Source organism: Mesorhizobium sp. M0051 (genome assembly GCF_040323235.1).
In the GTDB taxonomy this organism is placed as follows: Bacteria; Pseudomonadota; Alphaproteobacteria; order Rhizobiales; family Rhizobiaceae; genus Mesorhizobium.
In genome coordinates, this window is the sequence record NZ_JAMYUT010000023.1 from 58,981 (window position 1) to 76,821 (window position 17,841).

At 63.5% G+C, this 17,841-nt stretch carries 18 protein-coding genes; 9 read left to right on the forward strand and 9 right to left on the reverse strand.

The genetic code is table 11. From position 1 onward, the window contains the following. Position 1 precedes the first annotated feature (1 nt). Entirely contained in the window at positions 2–559 is a 558-nt protein-coding gene (locus NKJ90_RS22470; protein WP_352486792.1) for a sugar O-acetyltransferase, read from the reverse strand. A gap of 172 nt (positions 560–731) precedes the next feature. Between NKJ90_RS22470 and NKJ90_RS22475 the strand changes: the two genes are divergently transcribed. The 3 genes from NKJ90_RS22475 to NKJ90_RS22485 all read left to right on the forward strand — a co-directional run bounded on the left by NKJ90_RS22475 (position 732) and on the right by NKJ90_RS22485 (position 3,707). After that, positions 732–1,055 carry a hypothetical protein gene (locus NKJ90_RS22475; RefSeq protein WP_352486794.1) on the forward strand — a complete coding sequence of 108 codons (324 nt, stop codon included), beginning with the start codon at positions 732–734 and terminating at the stop codon, positions 1,053–1,055. Continuing rightward, entirely contained in the window at positions 1,052–2,428 is a 1,377-nt protein-coding gene (locus NKJ90_RS22480) for an FAD-containing oxidoreductase (protein WP_023760674.1), read from the forward strand. Before NKJ90_RS22475 ends, NKJ90_RS22480 begins: the two co-directional genes overlap by 4 nt. A gap of 223 nt (positions 2,429–2,651) precedes the next feature. Then, on the forward strand, positions 2,652–3,707 hold the full coding sequence (locus NKJ90_RS22485) for a succinylglutamate desuccinylase/aspartoacylase family protein (RefSeq protein WP_023760672.1): 1,056 nt from the start codon (positions 2,652–2,654) through the stop codon (positions 3,705–3,707). A 1-nt stretch (position 3,708) separates the two neighbouring features. Here the strand turns inward: NKJ90_RS22485 and NKJ90_RS22490 are convergent, their stop codons facing one another. Then, the gene (locus NKJ90_RS22490; RefSeq protein WP_023760671.1) at positions 3,709–4,479 is read right to left on the reverse strand and encodes an isocitrate lyase/PEP mutase family protein; all 771 of its coding nucleotides are present in this window, start codon (positions 4,477–4,479) and stop codon (positions 3,709–3,711) included. A 319-nt stretch (positions 4,480–4,798) separates the two neighbouring features. Here NKJ90_RS22490 and NKJ90_RS22495 point away from each other — a divergent pair, with 319 nt between their 5' ends. Both NKJ90_RS22495 and NKJ90_RS22500 read left to right on the forward strand, forming a co-directional pair. Further along, positions 4,799–6,988 (forward strand): anthranilate synthase, encoded by a 2,190-nt coding sequence (locus NKJ90_RS22495; protein ID WP_023760670.1) that lies wholly within the window; start codon positions 4,799–4,801, stop codon positions 6,986–6,988. A 5-nt stretch (positions 6,989–6,993) separates the two neighbouring features. Beyond that, positions 6,994–7,941, forward strand: a complete 948-nt coding sequence (locus NKJ90_RS22500) for a cation diffusion facilitator family transporter (protein WP_023760669.1) — start codon at positions 6,994–6,996, stop codon at positions 7,939–7,941. A 6-nt stretch (positions 7,942–7,947) separates the two neighbouring features. On the opposite strand, the gene NKJ90_RS22505 is transcribed toward NKJ90_RS22500, so the two are convergent. The 3 genes from NKJ90_RS22505 to NKJ90_RS22515 form a co-directional block, all read right to left on the reverse strand. Continuing rightward, on the reverse strand, positions 7,948–8,334 hold the full coding sequence (locus NKJ90_RS22505; protein ID WP_023760668.1) for a type II toxin-antitoxin system VapC family toxin: 387 nt from the start codon (positions 8,332–8,334) through the stop codon (positions 7,948–7,950). Next, entirely contained in the window at positions 8,331–8,576 is a 246-nt protein-coding gene (locus NKJ90_RS22510; protein WP_023760667.1) for an antitoxin, read from the reverse strand. Before NKJ90_RS22510 ends, NKJ90_RS22505 begins: the two co-directional genes overlap by 4 nt. Before the next feature lie 66 nt (positions 8,577–8,642). Continuing rightward, positions 8,643–9,746 (reverse strand): hypothetical protein, encoded by a 1,104-nt coding sequence (locus tag NKJ90_RS22515; protein ID WP_023760666.1) that lies wholly within the window; start codon positions 9,744–9,746, stop codon positions 8,643–8,645. A 102-nt stretch (positions 9,747–9,848) separates the two neighbouring features. On the opposite strand from NKJ90_RS22515, the gene NKJ90_RS22520 reads away from it, so the two are divergent. The 4 genes from NKJ90_RS22520 (at position 9,849) to NKJ90_RS22535 (ending at position 13,792) form a co-directional block, all read left to right on the forward strand. After that, on the forward strand, positions 9,849–10,289 hold the full coding sequence (locus NKJ90_RS22520; RefSeq protein WP_023760665.1) for a DsrE family protein: 441 nt from the start codon (positions 9,849–9,851) through the stop codon (positions 10,287–10,289). 62 nt (positions 10,290–10,351) lie between these two features. After that, the gene (locus tag NKJ90_RS22525; RefSeq protein WP_023760664.1) at positions 10,352–11,131 is read left to right on the forward strand and encodes an SDR family NAD(P)-dependent oxidoreductase; all 780 of its coding nucleotides are present in this window, start codon (positions 10,352–10,354) and stop codon (positions 11,129–11,131) included. A gap of 63 nt (positions 11,132–11,194) precedes the next feature. Continuing rightward, entirely contained in the window at positions 11,195–11,503 is a 309-nt protein-coding gene (locus tag NKJ90_RS22530) for a putative quinol monooxygenase (protein ID WP_023760663.1), read from the forward strand. A 183-nt stretch (positions 11,504–11,686) separates the two neighbouring features. Further along, positions 11,687–13,792 (forward strand): TonB-dependent siderophore receptor, encoded by a 2,106-nt coding sequence (locus NKJ90_RS22535; RefSeq protein ID WP_023760662.1) that lies wholly within the window; start codon positions 11,687–11,689, stop codon positions 13,790–13,792. Positions 13,793–13,799: 7 nt separating this feature from the next. Here the strand turns inward: NKJ90_RS22535 and NKJ90_RS22540 are convergent, their stop codons facing one another. Genes NKJ90_RS22540 through NKJ90_RS22555 form a run of 4 tightly spaced genes read right to left on the reverse strand, consistent with a single transcriptional unit; the run spans position 13,800 to position 17,806 of the window. Then, positions 13,800–14,783, reverse strand: a complete 984-nt coding sequence (locus tag NKJ90_RS22540; RefSeq protein WP_023760661.1) for an ABC transporter ATP-binding protein — start codon at positions 14,781–14,783, stop codon at positions 13,800–13,802. Next, positions 14,780–15,799 (reverse strand): ABC transporter ATP-binding protein, encoded by a 1,020-nt coding sequence (locus NKJ90_RS22545; RefSeq protein WP_023760660.1) that lies wholly within the window; start codon positions 15,797–15,799, stop codon positions 14,780–14,782. Before NKJ90_RS22545 ends, NKJ90_RS22540 begins: the two co-directional genes overlap by 4 nt. Before the next feature lie 4 nt (positions 15,800–15,803). Beyond that, a complete protein-coding gene (locus tag NKJ90_RS22550) occupies positions 15,804–16,778 on the reverse strand; it encodes an ABC transporter permease (RefSeq protein WP_352486796.1) in 975 nt (324 codons plus the stop codon). Beyond that, positions 16,778–17,806 (reverse strand): ABC transporter permease subunit, encoded by a 1,029-nt coding sequence (locus tag NKJ90_RS22555; RefSeq protein ID WP_032907773.1) that lies wholly within the window; start codon positions 17,804–17,806, stop codon positions 16,778–16,780. Before NKJ90_RS22555 ends, NKJ90_RS22550 begins: the two co-directional genes overlap by 1 nt. Positions 17,807–17,841: the final 35 nt, after the last annotated feature.

The window sequence follows — 17,841 nt, forward strand, 5'->3', positions numbered from 1 at the left end:
ATCAGCTGCGCCTGACCGCCCGTGCCGGATTGCCGACCACGGTGGTATTGTCGGGCACGTCGCGCGTCACCACCGCACCGGCGCCGACGATGGCGCCCTCGCCGATGCTGACGCCGCCAAGAATGATGGCACCGCCACCGATCCAGGCATTGGCACCGATCTCGACCGGCCTGGCGATCTCCAGTCCCGCTTGCCGCCCACTGGCCTCTTTGTGATGCTCGGCGCAGTAGATTTGCACATGGGGGCCGAGTAGCGTTCCCCTGCCGATGCGTATGCTTGCCGTGTCGAGGATGGTGCAGCCGGCATTGAGAAAGACGCCGTCGCCGAGAAAGATGTTGAAGCCATAGGCGCAGTGGAACGGCGCCTCGATGCGGGCGCCCTCACCGGCCTTGCCGAGCAACGCCTTCAGGCTTGGCCCGAGATTGCCGCGCTGCCGCGGCGGCAGGCAATTGTGCTCGAACACCGCGTCGCGCGTTGTCGCCCGCAACGCCTCGAGTTCGTCGTCGAGGCACGTGTACCATTGGCCGGCCGCCATCTTTGCGCGCTCGCTTTCAGCCATGACGGTGTCTCCAGTTGACGTCTTTGCCAAAGCACAATTGCAATGGACGGGAAAGTGCCAATGCCTCTGCAACACCGGGCGCAAAAACCATTCCAATTTTCGAAGTCATGCGCTGGCCAAATGCCGGACCTATGCTAGCCTGCTCTTGCCGGAGAGATCGAGGGGATCAACAATGCTCTATATTCTCGCACTCCTGATCGGCGTCATTGCCGGTCTTCGCGCCATGACCGCGCCAGCCGCCGTCGCCTGGGGCGCCTGGCTCGGCTGGCTGCCGGTTGCCGGCACCTGGGCGAGCTTCATGAGCATCGGCGCGACAGGCGGCGCCACCATCGGCGGCCTGATCGCCGGCGCCATCGGCGCGGTCATCGGCACGCTGGGCGGCGCCGAGGCGCGCGGCCGGCTCGCCGCCGCCTTCGGCAAGGATCCGCCCGCCGCCTTCATCGAGGATGCGGTGGCGATCATCGGCGGCCTCCTGATCGTGGCGGCGGTGGCATGACGGCCAAGACGTTCGACGCTATCGTCATCGGCGCCGGACAGGCCGGGCCGCCATTGGCGGGCCAACTGACGGAAGCCGGCATGAGCGTGGCGCTGATCGAGCGCAAGCTGGTCGGCGGCACCTGCGTCAACACCGGCTGCATGCCGACCAAGACCATGGTCGCCAGTGCCTATGCCGCGCAGCTGGCGCGGCGTGCGGCCGACTATGGCGTCACGCTCGGCGGCCCCGTCGGCGTCGACTATGCCAGGATCAAGGCGCGCAAGGACAAGGTGACGATCGACGCCCGCAGCAATCTGGAGAGTTGGATCGGCGGAATGAAGGGCTGCACGCTCTACCGTGGCCATGCGCGTTTCGAATCCTCCAACACGGTGCGCGTCGGCAACGAGCTTCTGACCGCCGAAAAAATCTTCCTCAACACCGGCGGCCGCGCCTCGGTGCCGGATTTGCCCGGCATTCACGACATCGACTATCTGACCAATTCGTCGATGATGGATCTCGACGTGCTGCCGCGCCATCTCGTCGTCGTCGGCGGCAGCTATGTCTCGCTCGAATTCGCGCAGATGTTCCGCCGCTTCGGCAGCGAAGTCACCGTCATCGAGAAGAGCCCCCGCCTGACCGGCCGCGAGGACGAGGATGTCTCGGCCGCCATCCTGTCGATCCTCGAAAACGAAGACATTACAGTCCATGTCGGTGCCGACGACATCAGCTTCGCCAAGCAGGGCAAGGACATCGCAGTGACCTTCTCGGCCGGCAAACCGCCGGCGGTCGGCTCGCATGTACTGCTGGCCCTCGGACGGACGCCCAACACCGACGACCTCGGCCTCGATAGAGCAGGCGTCGAGGTCGACCGGCGCGGCTTCGTCATTGTCGATGACCAACTGCGCACCAGCGTGCCCGGTATCTGGGCGATGGGCGACTGCAACGGCAAGGGTGCCTTCACCCACACCTCCTACAACGACTACGAGATCGTCGCCGCCAACCTGCTCGACAACGATCCGCGCAAGGTCAGCGACCGCATCGAAGCTTATGCGCTCTACATCGACCCCCCGCTCGGCCGCTGCGGCATGACCGAGGCCGCGGTGAAGAAATCCGGCCGTCGCGCACTGGTCGGCCAGCGGCCGATGAGCCGAGTCGGCCGCGCTGTCGAAAAGGGCGAGACGCAAGGCTTCATGAAGATCCTGGTCGATGCACATACCAGGGAAATCCTCGGCTGCTCGGTGCTCGGCCCCGGCGGCGACGAGGCGGTGCATTGCGTGCTTGACCTGATGTACGCCAAGGCGCCCGTCGACACGCTCGCGCGCGCCGTGCACATCCATCCCAACGTCTCGGAATTGCTGCCGACCATTGCCCAGGAGTTGAAGCCGCTGGTTTGAGAGCGCCTGCGGCAACCCATAAGGCCCTTCTTCTTCTGCATTGCTGGATGTGACCGCACGCGTCTTCACCGCCTTCGGCCATGGCGCAGCACTTGCCCTGCTGGCGGTCACCGTCGCTGAGGCTCCCGCAGAGTAACCTCTTGCGCCCATAGCGCGGCCGGCTGGACCAATCGACATCGGCGTCTTCAAACGGGCATGTCTCATACTCTTGATGGAGGACGTCATGCAGAAATCGATCGAGCGCATCGCCGGTGAAAGCGAGGGCGTTTCCTACGAATTCCCGCTGTTCCGCTTTGCGGGCGCGGACAAGGCTGCCCCTTCGGCCTATCTGCAGGCAGCGCTCCATGCCGGTGAATTGCCGGGCGTCGTCGCCATCGACGCGCTGATGCCGATGCTCAACAAGGCGGAGGCTGAAGGCCGCATCAAGGGCAACCTCACCATCGTGCCCTGGGCCAACCCGATCGGTCGCGCGCAGTATCATTTCGGCGAGCATCAAGGCCGCTTCCATCTGGGCACCCGCACCAATTTCAACCGCGGCTTTCCATTGCTCGCCGCGCCAGACATAGCCCTCTTGCACGACACCGCACTTGGGACGGCCGACCAGCGGCTGAAGAGCCGGCTGGTGCAGCTGTCGCTCGGCCATGACATCGTTCTCGACCTGCACTGCGACGACGAGGGCCTCGCCTATCTCTACGTCCACACCAGCCTTTGGCCCGCAATGGCCGATTGCGCCGCCGCCATGGGCGTCGATGCGGTCGTGCTGTGGAGCGAGGACACCGATGGCACCTTCGAAGGCGCGTCGATCATGCCCTACCAAAACGTTCCAGATGATGTGGCCAAGCTCGGCCGCCGCGTCGCCACCACGGTCGAATATCGCGGCATCCTCGATGTCGACGGTGCCTTGGCCGCCTCCGACGCCGAAGGGCTCTACCGGCTGCTGGTGGCGCGCGGCGTGATCGCCGATGCCACGCTGCCCGCGCCTGGCTCGTTCAAAGGGGTCGTCGCGCCGCTGGAAAACATCGATATGATGCCGGCGCCCCGAGCCGGTGCCGTGCTCTATGACGTGAAGCCCGGCGACCGCGTCGCCAAGGGTGCACGCCTTGCCATCATCCTCCATACACCGGGCGAAGCCGATGGCCGCACGGAGGTCTTCGCGCCGCAGGACGGCATCATCCTGACCCGCCGATCGCGGCGCATCATCCGCGCCGGCGAGGATCTGCTGAAGCTGGTCGGTGACAGGAAGAGCGCCGACGCCCGGTCAGGGACGCTGGAAGATTGATCTAGCCAGAAATGGCCTGCCGCGCCTTCGCCTCCAGCCATTCTGCCATCTGCCGGTAGGGCACCGGCCCGTGGCTGATGCGGGCGACGCCGAGTTCGGCCAGCCGCTGGCGCGGCGGCACATGCGCCAGCGCGATGATGTTGACCGGCAACGCGATTGCCTTGCAGAGCGCCTCGATGAGGCCCTCATCACCAAGGCCCGGCGCGAAAAAGCCGCTCGCTCCGGCCTTTTCATAGGCTCGCGCCCGTTCGATCGCCTGATCGAGCAGCGCCTTGTCGTGCGCATCCGGCTTGGCCTTGAGGAAGATATCGGTTCGGGCATTGAGGAAGGCCGGGATGCCGGAGGCCTTGACGGCAGCCGCTGCGGCTTCGATCCGCTTTGCCTGGACAGTGATGTCGTGCAGGCCAGTGCCGCCGACAATCTGGTCCTCGAAATTGAAACCGATGGCACCGGCCTGCAAGGCAAGCGTCACGGTGCGGGCGACGATGTCCGGGTCGACGCCATAACCGCCTTCAAGGTCCATGGTCACCGGCAGGTCGACCGACCCGACGATGCGCCTGATGTTGTCGAGTGCCAGCTCCAGCGGGATCTTCTCGCCATCGGCGTATCCGAACGCGGCCGCCACCGGCCAGCTTCCGGTGGCGATCGCCTTGGCGCCTGCTTTCTCGACGATCTTGGCCGAGCCCGGATCCCATGCATTGTAGAGGACGATTGGGTTTCCCTTGAGGTGGAGGGAATGGAACGTGCGCGCGCGCTCGATTTGCTCGGTCATCGGTGTTTCCCATGTTCCTGCTGTTGGATGACAATCTAGGCCGCGCTGTCGGCTCTGGCGATGTGCCATGAGATGCAGAAGCTGCGGCCACCGGACAGGCTTTTCAAACCTGTTGCGTATCCTCCCTTTCGCAGCTATGGATTTCGCCATGAACATGCGTTCGACCAAGACCATTTGGTGGTGGGCCTGCTGACAGCGGCCTGTTCGAACGCGCGTGCGCGAAAAGAGAGGGTGGCCGCAACGGAAAGTCCGGGCGGCCATTTGTTTTTTCCAAGCCATTCCCGGGTCCGTTGCCCCAAATAAGCTGATGGAGACGGCAATGACGATGAAGGTTCTGGATAACGGGGCGGAAAGTTTCGTGACCGCGGGTGGCGTGACCATCACCCGCGAGCGCCACGACCGGCCCTATGCGGGCGCGATCGACGCTTACGTCGACGGTCTGAATTCGCGCCGCGGCGCCGTGTTTTCCTCGAACTACGAATATCCCGGTCGCTACACGCGCTGGGACACCGCCATCATCGATCCGCCGCTGGTCATCTCGGCACGCGGCCGCGCCATGCGCATTGAGGCGCTGAACCGCCGTGGCGAAGCGCTGTTACCGGTCATCGGCAACGCGCTGGGTGGGCTCGCCGACGTCACCATCGCCGAGACATCGAAAAAGCTCATCCGCCTCGACGTCGCCAAGCCCGGCCGCGTCTTCACCGAGGAGGAGCGCAGCCGCGTTCCTTCGGTGTTCACCGTCCTGCGCGCCATCACTGCCTTGTTCAAGACCGAGGAAGACGCCAATCTCGGTCTCTACGGTGCTTTCGGCTACGACCTCGCCTTCCAGTTCGACCCGGTCGACTACAAGCTCGAGCGCAAGCAAAATCAACGCGACCTGGTGCTGTTCCTGCCCGACGAGATCCTGGTCGTCGACCATTATTCGGCTAAGGCCTGGACCGACCGCTACGACTATGCCGGCGACGGGTTTTCGACGGAGGGATTGCCGCGCGACGAAATCGCCGATCCGTTCAAGAGCCCCGACCGCATCCCGCCGCGCGGCGACCATGAGCCCGGCGAATACGCCAATCTGGTGCGCAAGGCGATGGACAGTTTCAAGCGCGGCGACCTGTTCGAGGTCGTCCCCGGACAGATGTTCTACGAGCGCTGCGAGACGCAGCCATCCGAGATTTCGCGCAAACTGAAGTCGATCAACCCCTCGCCCTATTCCTTCTTCATCAATCTGGGCGAAGGCGAATATCTGATCGGCGCCTCGCCCGAAATGTTCGTGCGCGTCAACGGCCGCCGTGTCGAGACCTGCCCGATCTCGGGCACCATCAAGCGCGGCGACGATGCCATCTCCGACTCCGAGCAGATCCTGAAACTGCTGAACTCCAAGAAGGACGAATCCGAACTGACCATGTGCTCGGACGTCGACCGCAACGACAAGTCGCGGGTCTGCGAGCCGGGTTCGGTGCGCGTTATCGGCCGCCGCCAGATCGAGATGTATTCGCGCCTGATCCACACCGTCGATCACATCGAAGGTCGGCTGCGCGAAGGCATGGATGCCTTCGACGCGTTTCTGTCGCATGCCTGGGCGGTCACCGTCACCGGCGCGCCGAAACTGTGGGCCATGCGCTTCATCGAACAGAACGAAAAGAGCCCGCGCGCCTGGTATGGTGGCGCGATCGGCATGGTCAATTTCAACGGCGACATGAACACCGGCCTCACGCTTCGCACCATCCGCATCAAGGACGGCATTGCCGAAGTGCGCGCCGGCGCCACATTACTCTTCGACAGCGTTCCCGAGGAAGAAGAGGCCGAAACCGAACTGAAGGCATCCGCCATGCTCTCCGCCATTCGCGACGCCAAGACAGGCAATTCCGCCAGCACCGAGCGCACCACCGCGCGCGTTGGCGACGGCGTCAACATCCTGCTTGTCGACCACGAGGACTCGTTCGTCCACACGCTGGCCAATTATTTCCGCCAGACCGGAGCCAATGTCTCGACCGTGCGCACGCCGGTGCCGGAGGAAGTGTTCGACCGGCTGAAGCCCGACCTCGTCGTGCTGTCGCCAGGACCGGGCACGCCGAAGGACTTCGATTGCGCCGCAACCATCAGACGAGCCCGCACCCGCGACCTGCCGATCTTCGGCGTCTGCCTTGGCCTGCAAGCCCTGGCCGAGGCCTATGGCGGCGAACTGCGGCAACTGCACATACCGATGCACGGCAAGCCGTCGCGCATCCGCGTCTCCAAGCCCGGCATCATCTTCTCCGGCCTGCCCAAGGAAGTCACCGTCGGCCGCTATCACTCGATCTTTGCCGACCCGGTGCGGCTGCCCGACGATTTCATCGTCACGGCGGAAACCGAAGATGGCGTCATCATGGCCTTCGAACACCGCAAGGAACCGATCGCGGCGGTGCAGTTCCACCCGGAATCGATCATGACGCTCGGCCACAATGCCGGGATGCGCATCATCGAGAACATAGTCGCCCACCTGCCGCGCAAGGCCAAGGAAAAGGCCGCCTGACAATCATGGCCGAAACCGAGGACACAATGGCGATCGCGGCCAAGGCGGCCGCGAAGCGCAAGGTCGCCAACCTTGCGTTCTGGTCGATCATCATTGCGGCAATCGTGCTCGGCTTGAAGCTCGTCGCCTGGTACGTCACCGGCTCGGTCGCGCTCTATTCGGACGCGCTGGAATCGATCGTCAACGTCATTGCGTCGATCGCCGCTTTCTGGGCGATCCAGGTCAGCTACAGGCCGGCCGATCAAGACCATCCCTTCGGCCACCACAAGGCGGAGTATTTCTCGGCGGTGCTGGAAGGCGTGCTGATCGTGCTCGCCGCACTTTTGATCCTCAACGAGGTCTGGCGCTCCTGGCAGACCCCGGCACCGCTCGAACAGCCCTGGGAAGGTCTTTCCGTCAACGGCGTCGCTACCGTTATCAATGCCTTCTGGGCGTGGACGTTGATCCGCGCCGGCAGGGCGGAGAAGTCACCGGCGCTGGTCGCCGACGGCAACCATATCATGACCGACGTGGTCACCTCGATCGGTGTCTTCGGCGGCCTGGTCGGTGCGGTCCTGACCGGCTGGCAGATCCTCGATCCAGCACTTGCCGTCCTCGTGGCGCTGAACATCCTGTGGCAGGGCTGGCACGTCATCGGCTCGTCGATGAACGGCCTGATGGACCGCGCCGTCGACACGCAGGAACACATGCGCATCCGCGACGTCATCTCGGCCAATTGCAAGGGCGCGATCGAGGTCCACGACCTCAAGACCCGCATCGCCGGCCGCGCCACCTTCATCGAATTCCATCTGGTCGTCGATGCCGACATGTCGGTCGGCGCCAGCCATGTCATCTGCGACCGCATCGAGGACGCCCTGAAGGCCGAAATCCCCTCCGTGCGGGTCACCATCCACGTCGAGCCCGACGACGAAGCCAAGCTGCCCAAGGGCACGACGGCGGTGCCGTTCGCGTGAGGCGGTTCACCAGGTCTCGATTGAGAGATCTTTGATACGCTCGAATTCCCGGACATTGCGGGTCATCAGTGTGAGGTTTCGAGCGCGCGCCTGCCCGCCGATCAACGCATCGTAGGGACCGATCGGAGTTCCCAACGTCGCAAGCGTTGCCCGAATCTCGCCGGCATGTCTCGCGTCTTCCCGGTCAAATTCGAGGACGGGGAACTGCAGAGCTTCTATGCGTGCCAAATTTTCGGGCCTTCGCTGGCTCTTTTCAGCACCATAGTACAATTCGTGCACCACTATCGCCGAGAGGGCAAAGTCCTGCGGCGTGTGCTGTTTGAGTAATGTCAGCAGACCCTCATCGCCCTTGATAACCGCGATAATGGCATTGGTGTCGAGCAGGTAGATCACTTGAAGACGTCATCCAAGGCGGGTCGATCCTGGCCGTCCTGACGTTCCAGCGCTGCCTCGGCGAAATCATTATCAAGCGGTCCGATCACTTGGTCGAGCCACGCCCAATCCTGCGCAAGCGGTTCCAGGATGACGGTTTGCCCGTGACGGCGAATCGAAACCTCATCTGTTTCGAAACGGAACTCCTTGGGCAGACGCACAGCTTGTGACCGGCCCGACCAGAACACTTTTGCCTTGTCCATCATGCTATCCTCAAATGAGATATAGCAAAGATATATCCCTTCATGACGACGTAGACAAGTCCGAACTCAAGGCGCGCAGGCCGATTGCGGCATTGGCTGCAGCCGATAGACCTTGTCGTCGGATTTGGTCTTGCCGTCGGCGGCCTTCGAACACAGGTCGACGATCGCGAGTGCGCTGTTGGGGTTGGCCAGCATCATCGTGCCGTCGGCGCCTCGCTTGAGAAAAATCTCCTTCTGCGCGATATCGCAGGAGAAATTGCTCATCTTCGAGCTCGCCGCGCAGCGCCATTGGTCGGCCTCGCCCTGACAGGAATAGGTCTGCGTCACCTCAGCCGATTTCTGCCGCGTGGTAACCGAGACGGCAATGTCGGCGCCATCAGGCCAGTTGGCTGCATCGCTCCCTGAAGCAAACGACGCCAGTTCGACCGGCCCGCGGAAAACCCGGATCGACTGCGTCAGTTGATCGGGATGCGAGCCGAGATGCGCTGCATCGTAGTCGCGCCCATAGCAGAACGCCTGGTCCGGCTTCAGCCGCTCGCGCAGAGGCAGCCCAAGCGCGGGGTCGACTGGATCGATGCGCGCGAACTCCGCCTTGCAGATCGCGGCCGGCATTGGGTCGAGGCGGAAATTGTCGTCCTCCGAACCCAGCGCCTGCCTGTCATATTCCGCTGCGCCCAACTCCTCTTCCGAATCGGCATCGAGATAGATGTCGGGCTGCAGATCCGAGAGGAGCAGCCGGCCCTTGTCGTCGACCTTCAGCGATGCAAGCGTCCGGTCGCACTCCATACCGCAATGGATGGCGCCTGCCTTGCCGTCCTCCGACGCATGATTGCACCAGCCGCCGGCCCATTCCGGCGCCTTGGCGCCGCGCACGGAGGTGGCGATGAAGGCATTGTAGGAAGTGTCGGAATTCACGGTCGGCTCTTCATTCGGCCGGCTGACCGGATCATGGCCGTAGTAGAAGAAGATCCGCGCCACCTTCTGCTTCGGGTGCGCCTTCAGATGCGCCGCATCATAGACGCGGCCGAAACAGGCATCAGTGTGGCTGGGACTGAGTTCGGTGAGCTTGAGCGCATCGTCCGCGGAGGCCGATCCTGCAAGCACGCCAAGCAGCGCCGCGCCAAACCCGGCGCCGGCGACTGTCTTCCATTCCCCTGCCCTGACCGCCATGTAATCTCTCCCCCGCATCGACAGGACGCAATGTCAATTTATGCTAGTATTGCGGCTGGAGTCACGCAATTCGCGGTGAGCCGCCAAGCGGGGGAGGATGCCATGCGCCGGCGCGATATGTTCCGCGCGATTCTTGCCGGAACCGGAACGGTTCTTGGTCTGCGGGCGGTGCAGGCCGCAGCGGTAACGGAGCCGGCCCGGCAAAAGGTCGCCTATCACTTGAGCGACGTCGACAAGGTCAACTTCGTGCTCGGCAACATCAAGAACCACTATGATGGCACCGGCGGCAATGTCGACATCGTGCTGGTCGTGCATGGTCCTGCGCTCGCCGCCTTCAAGTCGAAAGGCATATCGGCCGCGATTTCCGGGCGCTTCGCCGGCCTGGTGCAGCAGGGGCTGGAACCGCATGCCTGCGCCAACACCATGCAGGGCATGGATATTTCGCTCGCCGACCTGCTCGCCGGCTTCCATGCCGCCGACAAGGGCGGCGTCGTCAAACTCGCCGAACTGCAAGGCCAGGGTTACGCCTATCTGCGCCCGTGAGGCTTGAACACCGGGGTGGCAAGGGCCTACGAAGGGCAGGCAGACATCCCGGAGGAAGAACCGTGCCAGCCACCACACTCAGCATACCCGATCTCGCCGGCAAGGCGGTGCTGGTCACCGGTGCGTCGACCGGTATCGGCGCTGCGCTGGCGCTGGCTTATGCAGCGCAGAAATGCAAGGTGGCGCTGCACTACAATTCGAGCCGCGACGCCGCCGAAAGGCTCGGGTTGACGATCGCCGACAAGGGCGGCGAGGTGTTTCTCGTCCAGGGCGATTTTTCCGTTGCCGCCGATGTCGAACACGTCGTCGAAGAGAGCGCGCAGTATTTCGGCCGCCTCGACGGCCTGATCAACAATGCCGGCGGCATGCTTGGCCGCGTGCCCTACGCAGAGCAGACCGAGGCGCATTACGACGCGGTGATGGACCTCAATGCGCGTTCGGTATTGACCGCCTCGCGCAGGGCGATCCCGTGGCTGAAGAAACAGGGCGGCTTCATCGTCAACACCTCGTCGATCGCCGCGCGCAATGGAGCGGGCGGCGGCGCCGGACTTTACGGCTCGGCCAAGGCATTCGTCTCCAATGTGACGCGCGGCATGGCCAAGGAGCTGATCGGCTTCGGCATCCGCGTCAACGCGGTGGCGCCCGGCACCATTCTGACGCCGTTCCACGAGCGCTATTCGACCGACGACCAGATGAAAGGCATGATCGCCACCATTCCGCAGGGGCGTGCCGGCACGGCTGAGGATTGCGTCGGCGCCTATCTGTTCCTCTCTTCCGATCTTTTGAGCGGCTACATCACCGGCCAGGTGATCGAGGTGAATGGCGGCCAGTTGATGCCTTGAGCGGCTATCGGCATACTGGCTATCTGCATGTTCTTGTCGACAACCTCAAACGGAGACAACGGAATGTACGGACTGATCGGCAAGATGCGGGCGGCGCGCGGCCAGCGTGACGCGGTCATCGACCTCCTGCGCGCCAGCACCGGCGCCCTGCCGGGTTGCCTCAACTACATCATCGCCCGCGACCCCGCGGATGCCGATGCTATCTGGGTCACCGAAGTGTGGATCGACGCCGAAAGTCACAAGGCATCGCTGCAGCTTCCGGAAGTCCAGGCGACGATCGCCAAGGCCCGGCCGTTCATCGCCGGCTTTGAATTCCAGGTCGAAACCCATCCTGTCGGCGGCTTCGGGCTGGCCGACGCCAAGACCGGCTGACCAGGACAGACGGCAAAGCCGCCGCCCCAGAAGCTCAAAACCAAATCGGTCGAATCCGTCAGCAGTGCCGCTCTGCAACAGCCCATGTCAGCTTGGGCCGCTGCGGGAAAAAATACTTGACTCCCATACTCATATTTGAGAACGCGGGGACGCAATCAAGCATGAGACGGTGGAGACGAGTTGATGCGAACAAGGCTGACGACATGGCGCCTGTGGATCTCATTGTTGGGCGGCGCGGCAATGCTCGGCCAGTCCGGCGCTGCACATGCGCAGGACAGCGAAACGTCCACCATGCTCGGCAACATCGAGGTCACCGCGCAGAGCAACGAAATCCTGAAGCAGGATGGCTATGTCGCCAAGAAGGATCGCATCGGCACCAAGACCGACACGCCGCTGGCCAGGATTCCGCAGGCCGTTTCAGTGGTGACGCAGGCGCAGATCGAGGACCAGAAGCCGCGTACGCTGAACGAAACGCTCGGCTACACTGCCAGCGCCAACCCCAACAGTTTCGGCTTCGACACCCGCTACGATGCGTTCTTCCTGCGCGGCTTCCAGGCCTTCTACAACGGCATGTTCCGCGACGGGCTGCGCCAGTACAATGGGCCTTCGGCCTGGTTCAGGACCGAGCCCTACGGGATCGAGGGCGTGACAATCCTGAAAGGCCCGGCATCGTCGCTCTATGGTGTCAGCGGCCCAGGCGGCATCGTCAATGTCGTCACCAAGCGCCCCAAGGATGAGCCGTTCCGCGAGATCGAACTGCTCGCAGGCGAGCACAACCGGTTTCAGGCGGGCCTTGACGCATCCGGACCCGTGAACGAGGACGGCACCGTCCTCTATCGCTTCACCAGCCTCGGCCGCAAAAGCGATACCGAATTGCCTAGCTATCCCGACGACAAAGTCTATCTGGCGCCGGCTGTCACCTTCAAACCGGACGAGGACACCAAGCTCACCATTCTTGGCGAATATTCGAAATCGGTCACCGGTGGCACGGCCGCCTTCTACAATTCAGGCTATGGCGTGCTGTCCAATGTCTATGAGGGCGATCCGGCCTGGAACGATTTCACCCAGAGCCAGGGCCGCATCGGCTACGAGTTCGAGCATCGTTTCAACGATGTGCTGACGGTGCGCCAGAACCTGCGCTACAACGCCGTGGACACCGACATCGAGTACAGCGGCCACTATCCGGACGGTGCCGACTTGAAGCGCTACTGGGGCCACTACACCGAGACCATGAAGAACTTCGTCGTCGACAATATGGCGCAGTTCGAGTTCGACACCGGCGCGGTCAGGCACACCGCCGTCGGCGGCATCGACTATGCCTGGTCGGACTACGACGCCGGCAGCGGTCTGTCCTATGTCTCGGTCGACGACATCAAGGCGATGCCGGTTCCCCACTCCGGCGGACAGGAGATGAACCAGCTCGGCGTCTATCTGCACGACCAGATGGAGTGGAACGATTTCACCCTGTTCACCAGCGGCCGCTACGACTGGGTCGACACAACCTCCACCGCCGCCGACTACAGCACGTCGAAGCAGAAGGACAGCGCCTTTTCCGGCCGTCTCGGCCTGTCCTACCAGACCGAATGGGGCATCACGCCCTACGTCAACTATTCGACCTCGTTCTCGCCCAATATCGGCTTCGTGTATGACGACGTCACCAGCCCTGTCGGCCGTGTCGCCCGGCCGACCATCGCGACGCAGAAGGAGATCGGCGTCAAATACGAGATCCCGAATTACAATGCGACCGTCAGCGCCGCGCTGTTCGACATCGACCAGAAGGACGGCGTCGTCTTCGACGCCTCGACAGGCATCAACAAGCAGCGCCAGCTCGACCTGAATTCGCGCGGTGTCGAACTGGAAGCCAATGCCTCGCTCGACAACGGCTTCAGCTTCATCGCTTCCTATACCTATCTGCGCGTCAGGATCGAGCGTGGCGCCGAAGGAACCGATGGCAAGGAGCTATCAGCGACGCCGAACCACATCCTGTCGCTGTGGGGCCACTACCAGTTCGAGAACGGCACGCTGGAGGGGCTGGGGCTCGGCACTGGAGTGCGCGTCGCCGGCTCGAGCTATGGCGACGACACCAACACTTTCAAGAACAGCGCACGCGCCTTCGTCGACGCCTCGCTCTCCTATGATTTCGGCTATCGCAATCCGAAGTTGGAAGGCGTCAAGCTGCAGGTCAACGCCAAGAACCTGTTCGACAGCCAGAAGACCATCTGCTCGGCGGGCTATTGCTACCGCGACGAGGGCCGCTCACTGTTCGCCGGCCTGCGCTACCGCTTCTGACGAGAGCCTAGCCCGCCCTCGGATGGTGGCAGGCGACGAAGTGGTTCTTGTCGACGAGCGAAAGTACCGGACGCTCGTGGCGGCAGACCGAAGTCGCCGCCACGCAACGCGTATGGAAACGGCAGCCCGACGGCGGGTCGAGCGGGCTCGGCAGATCGCCCTTGAGCATGATCCGCTGGCCTGGCCGGTTGTCGACGTCGGGTACCGGCACTGCCGAGCGAAGCGCTATGGTGTAGTGATGCCGTGGCGCAGAAAAGACAGCGTCGACAGGCCCCGTTTCGACGATCGAACCCATATACATCACCGCCACCCGCGACGAGAACTGCCTGACCACCGAGAGATCGTGGGCGATGAACACATAGGTCAGGTTGAATTCGTCACGCAGGTCGCAGAGCAGGTTGATGATCTGCGCCTGGATCGACACGTCCAGAGCCGACACCGGTTCGTCGGCAACGATCAGCCGCGGCCGCAGCGCCAGCGCGCGGGCGATGCCGATCCGCTGGCGCTGTCCGCCGGAGAATTCATGCGGGAAGCGCTGGGCATGCTCGGGAAGCAGTTCGACGCGGACCAGCAATTCCTCGACGCGATCCGCCATTTCCGATCGCGCCAGTCTTTCATGCACGCGGAACGGGTCCGCCAGCAGATCGCCGACGCGGCGGCGCGGATTGAGCGAAGCGGCGGGATCCTGAAACACCATCTGCATCTGGCGCCGTATCGGCCGAAGCTGCCGTTGCGAGGCTTTGGTGATATCGCGGCCTTCGAATTCCAGTGATCCGGAACTGATTTCCGTGAGCCGGACGAGGCAGCGCCCCAGCGTCGATTTTCCGCAGCCGGACTCGCCGACGATGCCAAGCGTCTCGCCCGCGAAGATGTCGAGCGAGATCTGCTCCACCGCGTGGACGATCCGCCGCTGAAAGGGCGAGCGCCCGACCGGATAGTGTTTCGACAGATCGCTGGTCCGCACCAGCGGTTTCGGCCTGGTTTCGCTCATGCCGGCACGGCTCTGCCAGCCAGCGTCGGCCGCAGATCCTGTCGGCCGTCCCGCGGAAGAAAGCATGCCGACCGGTGCCCGCCCGCCCCACCAAGCGCAGGCTGGGCGGCACAGGCTTCGTGGCGGAATGTGCACCGCGGCCCGAACGCGCAGCCCTGCGGCATCTGGCTCAGTTTCGGCGGGCTGCCGGGAATGGCCGTCAGTCGCGCGGGACGCGGACCTTGCATCGGCGGGATCGAGCCGAAAAGCCCCCACGCGTAAGGGTGAAGCGGCTCGCGGAAGAGCTGCCCCTTGCTGCCCTCCTCGACAACCCGCCCGGCATACATCACCAGCACGCGGTCGGCGACTTCGGCGACCACGCCGAGATCATGGGTGACCAGGATGACGGCGGATCCGAACTCGTTGCGCAATCGGCCGATCAGCTCCAGGATTTGCGCCTGCACCGTCACGTCGAGCGCCGTCGTCGGCTCATCGGCGATCAGCAGTGCCGGATTGCACGACAGCGCCATGGCGATAACGGCGCGCTGGCGCATGCCGCCGGACAGCTGGTGGGGATAGCGGTCGACCGCGTTGTCGGGGCTCGGCAATCCAACCGCGTCGAGCAAGTCCACCGCCCGCTTGCGCGCAGCAGCGCGCGACACCCGCTCATGCGCGCGGATCTGCTCGATGATCTGGTCGCCGATCGTATGTACGGGCGTCAGCGCCGTCATCGGATCCTGGAAGATCATCCCGATCTGCCGGCCGCGAATGGCATCGAGGGCTCGGCGCTTGAGACCCAGCAACTCCTGGCCGAGAAAACGCACCGACCCGGTGACGACGACATTGGGACTGCTGATCAAGCCCAGAATGGCGAGCAAGGTCTGGCTCTTGCCCGAACCGCTTTCACCCACGACGCCGAGGATCTCGCGCTGCGCGAGCGAGAACGAGACGCCGCTGACGGCAGGCACCACACCGCCCTCGGTGCGGAACGAGACGCACAGATTCTCAACGACCAGCAGCGGCCTGTCGGGGGGCATCTTGTCAATGGGCATCTCTAACCCTCGGATCGATGAAGACAAAGACAACGTCGACGATGAAATTCGCCATCACCACGAAGAACGAGGCGTAGATGACCGTCGCCAGGATCATCGGCAGATCGAGCGTCTGCAAGGCGCCGTAGGTGAGCTTGCCGACCCCTTGCAGGCCGAACACCACCTCCGTCAGCAAGGCGCCGCCGCCGACCAAGGCTCCAAAATCCAGCCCGAACATGGTGACGAAGGCGACGAGCGAGGTTCTTAGGCCGTGATGCAGCAGCACCCGCCGCTCGCCGATGCCCTTGGCGCGCGCGGTGCGGATGAAATCCTCCTGCATGGTCTCGATGATCGAGGCCCGAAGCACGCGGCCGTAAAGTCCGATATAGAGCGTGGCGAGCGTGAACCAGGGAATGACAAGTGCCTTGAACCAGCCCCAGGGATCCTCGGTGAAAGGGATATAGCCGAGCGGCGGCACCCATGAGAACAGCCAGCTGTCATGCCAGCGGCTTTGCGTGACCAGATTGGCGACCTCGCCCAGCCAGAAGACCGGTATCGACACGCCGATCAGGCTGAGGATCATCAGCGTCCGGTCGAGCCACGTACCGCGCGTCGCGCCGGCGACAACACCGACGATCAACCCGCCGAGAACCCAGAAGACGGCAGCGCCAAGCACCAGCGACAGAGTGATCGGGATCGCCTCGAGCACCGTTGGAACGACCTTCTGGCCGCGATTGACGAAGGAGGTGAGGTCGCGGCTGATGAAGAGCCGCTTCATCATCAGCGCGTATTGCACAGGCAGCGGCCGGTCGAGGCCGAAATCGTGCCGCACCTGGGCCAGCGTTTCCTGTGATGCGTTGCGCCCGGCGATGCGCGCCGACGGGTCGGCGCCCGGGGTGGCGAAAAAGATCAAGAAGGCGACGACGCTGATGCCGAACATCACCAGCACCATCTGGCCGAGCCTGGAAATGAGCGCCGTCAGCATCAGACGACCCTGATCGACGACTTCGGGTCGAGCGCGTCGCGCACGCCGTCGCCCAATATGTTCAGTGCCAGCACCGTGATGACGATCGCCAACCCCGGCGCCAGGGCGACGATTGGACGTGAATAGAGAAGCCCCTGCCCGTCCTGGATGATGGTACCCCAGCTCGCATCGGGCGGCTGCACGCCGATGGACAGGAATGACAGCGAGGATTCGGTCATCATGTTCAGCGCCAGGATGAGCGGCACGAAGACGATGACCCGGGTGATCACATTGGGGAGGATATCGTAGAGCAGGATACGCCAGGGCGATGCGCCAATGCCGATCGCGGCCGTGACGAACTCGGCCTGCATCAACGACAGGACATGACCGCGAATGGGCCTGGCGACGTAAGGCACGTAGACGATGCCGATGATGAAGATCGGCAGCCAGAGACTGCCGGAGCGGATTTCGATCGGGCCGATGATGATGCTTTGGGTGATCAGGACGATCGACAGCGAAATCGCCAGCAGGAAGACGGGAAACGCCCACAGCACATCGAGAATGCGCGACAGCAAGATGTCGACCAGACCGCCGAAAAAGCCGGAGACGACGCCGAGCAATGTCGCCAGGCCAAGGCATATCAACGCCGCGGCGCCGGCGATCAGCAACGAATTACGACCGCCGTAAAGCAGGCGAGCGGCAACGTCGCGGCCCTGATTGTCAGCACCCAGCATATAGGGTCCGAAATCCCAGGTCGGGCCAAGCGGCGTGAACCCTAGGCCAAGGCCTTCGGTCGAAGGCTCCAGCACCTGCCTGGTCTGACCGTCTATGACGATCTCGCCATTGAGGTTGGTAGCGAAAGGATCGGTCTGCGCCACATGGCGGGCGTAGAGAGGGGCTGCCAGCGAAGCGGCGGTGATCAGCACCAGAACGCCGAACGCCATGATGGCAGCCCGGTCGGCCCTGAGCTTGCGCCATGCCGTCCGCCATGGCCCCTCGGCGCCCCGGCGGGTCCGAACCAGCACTTGCCCGCCAATGGAATTGTCCATGATGAGTATGAATTTCAGATCGGCGGGAAAAGCAA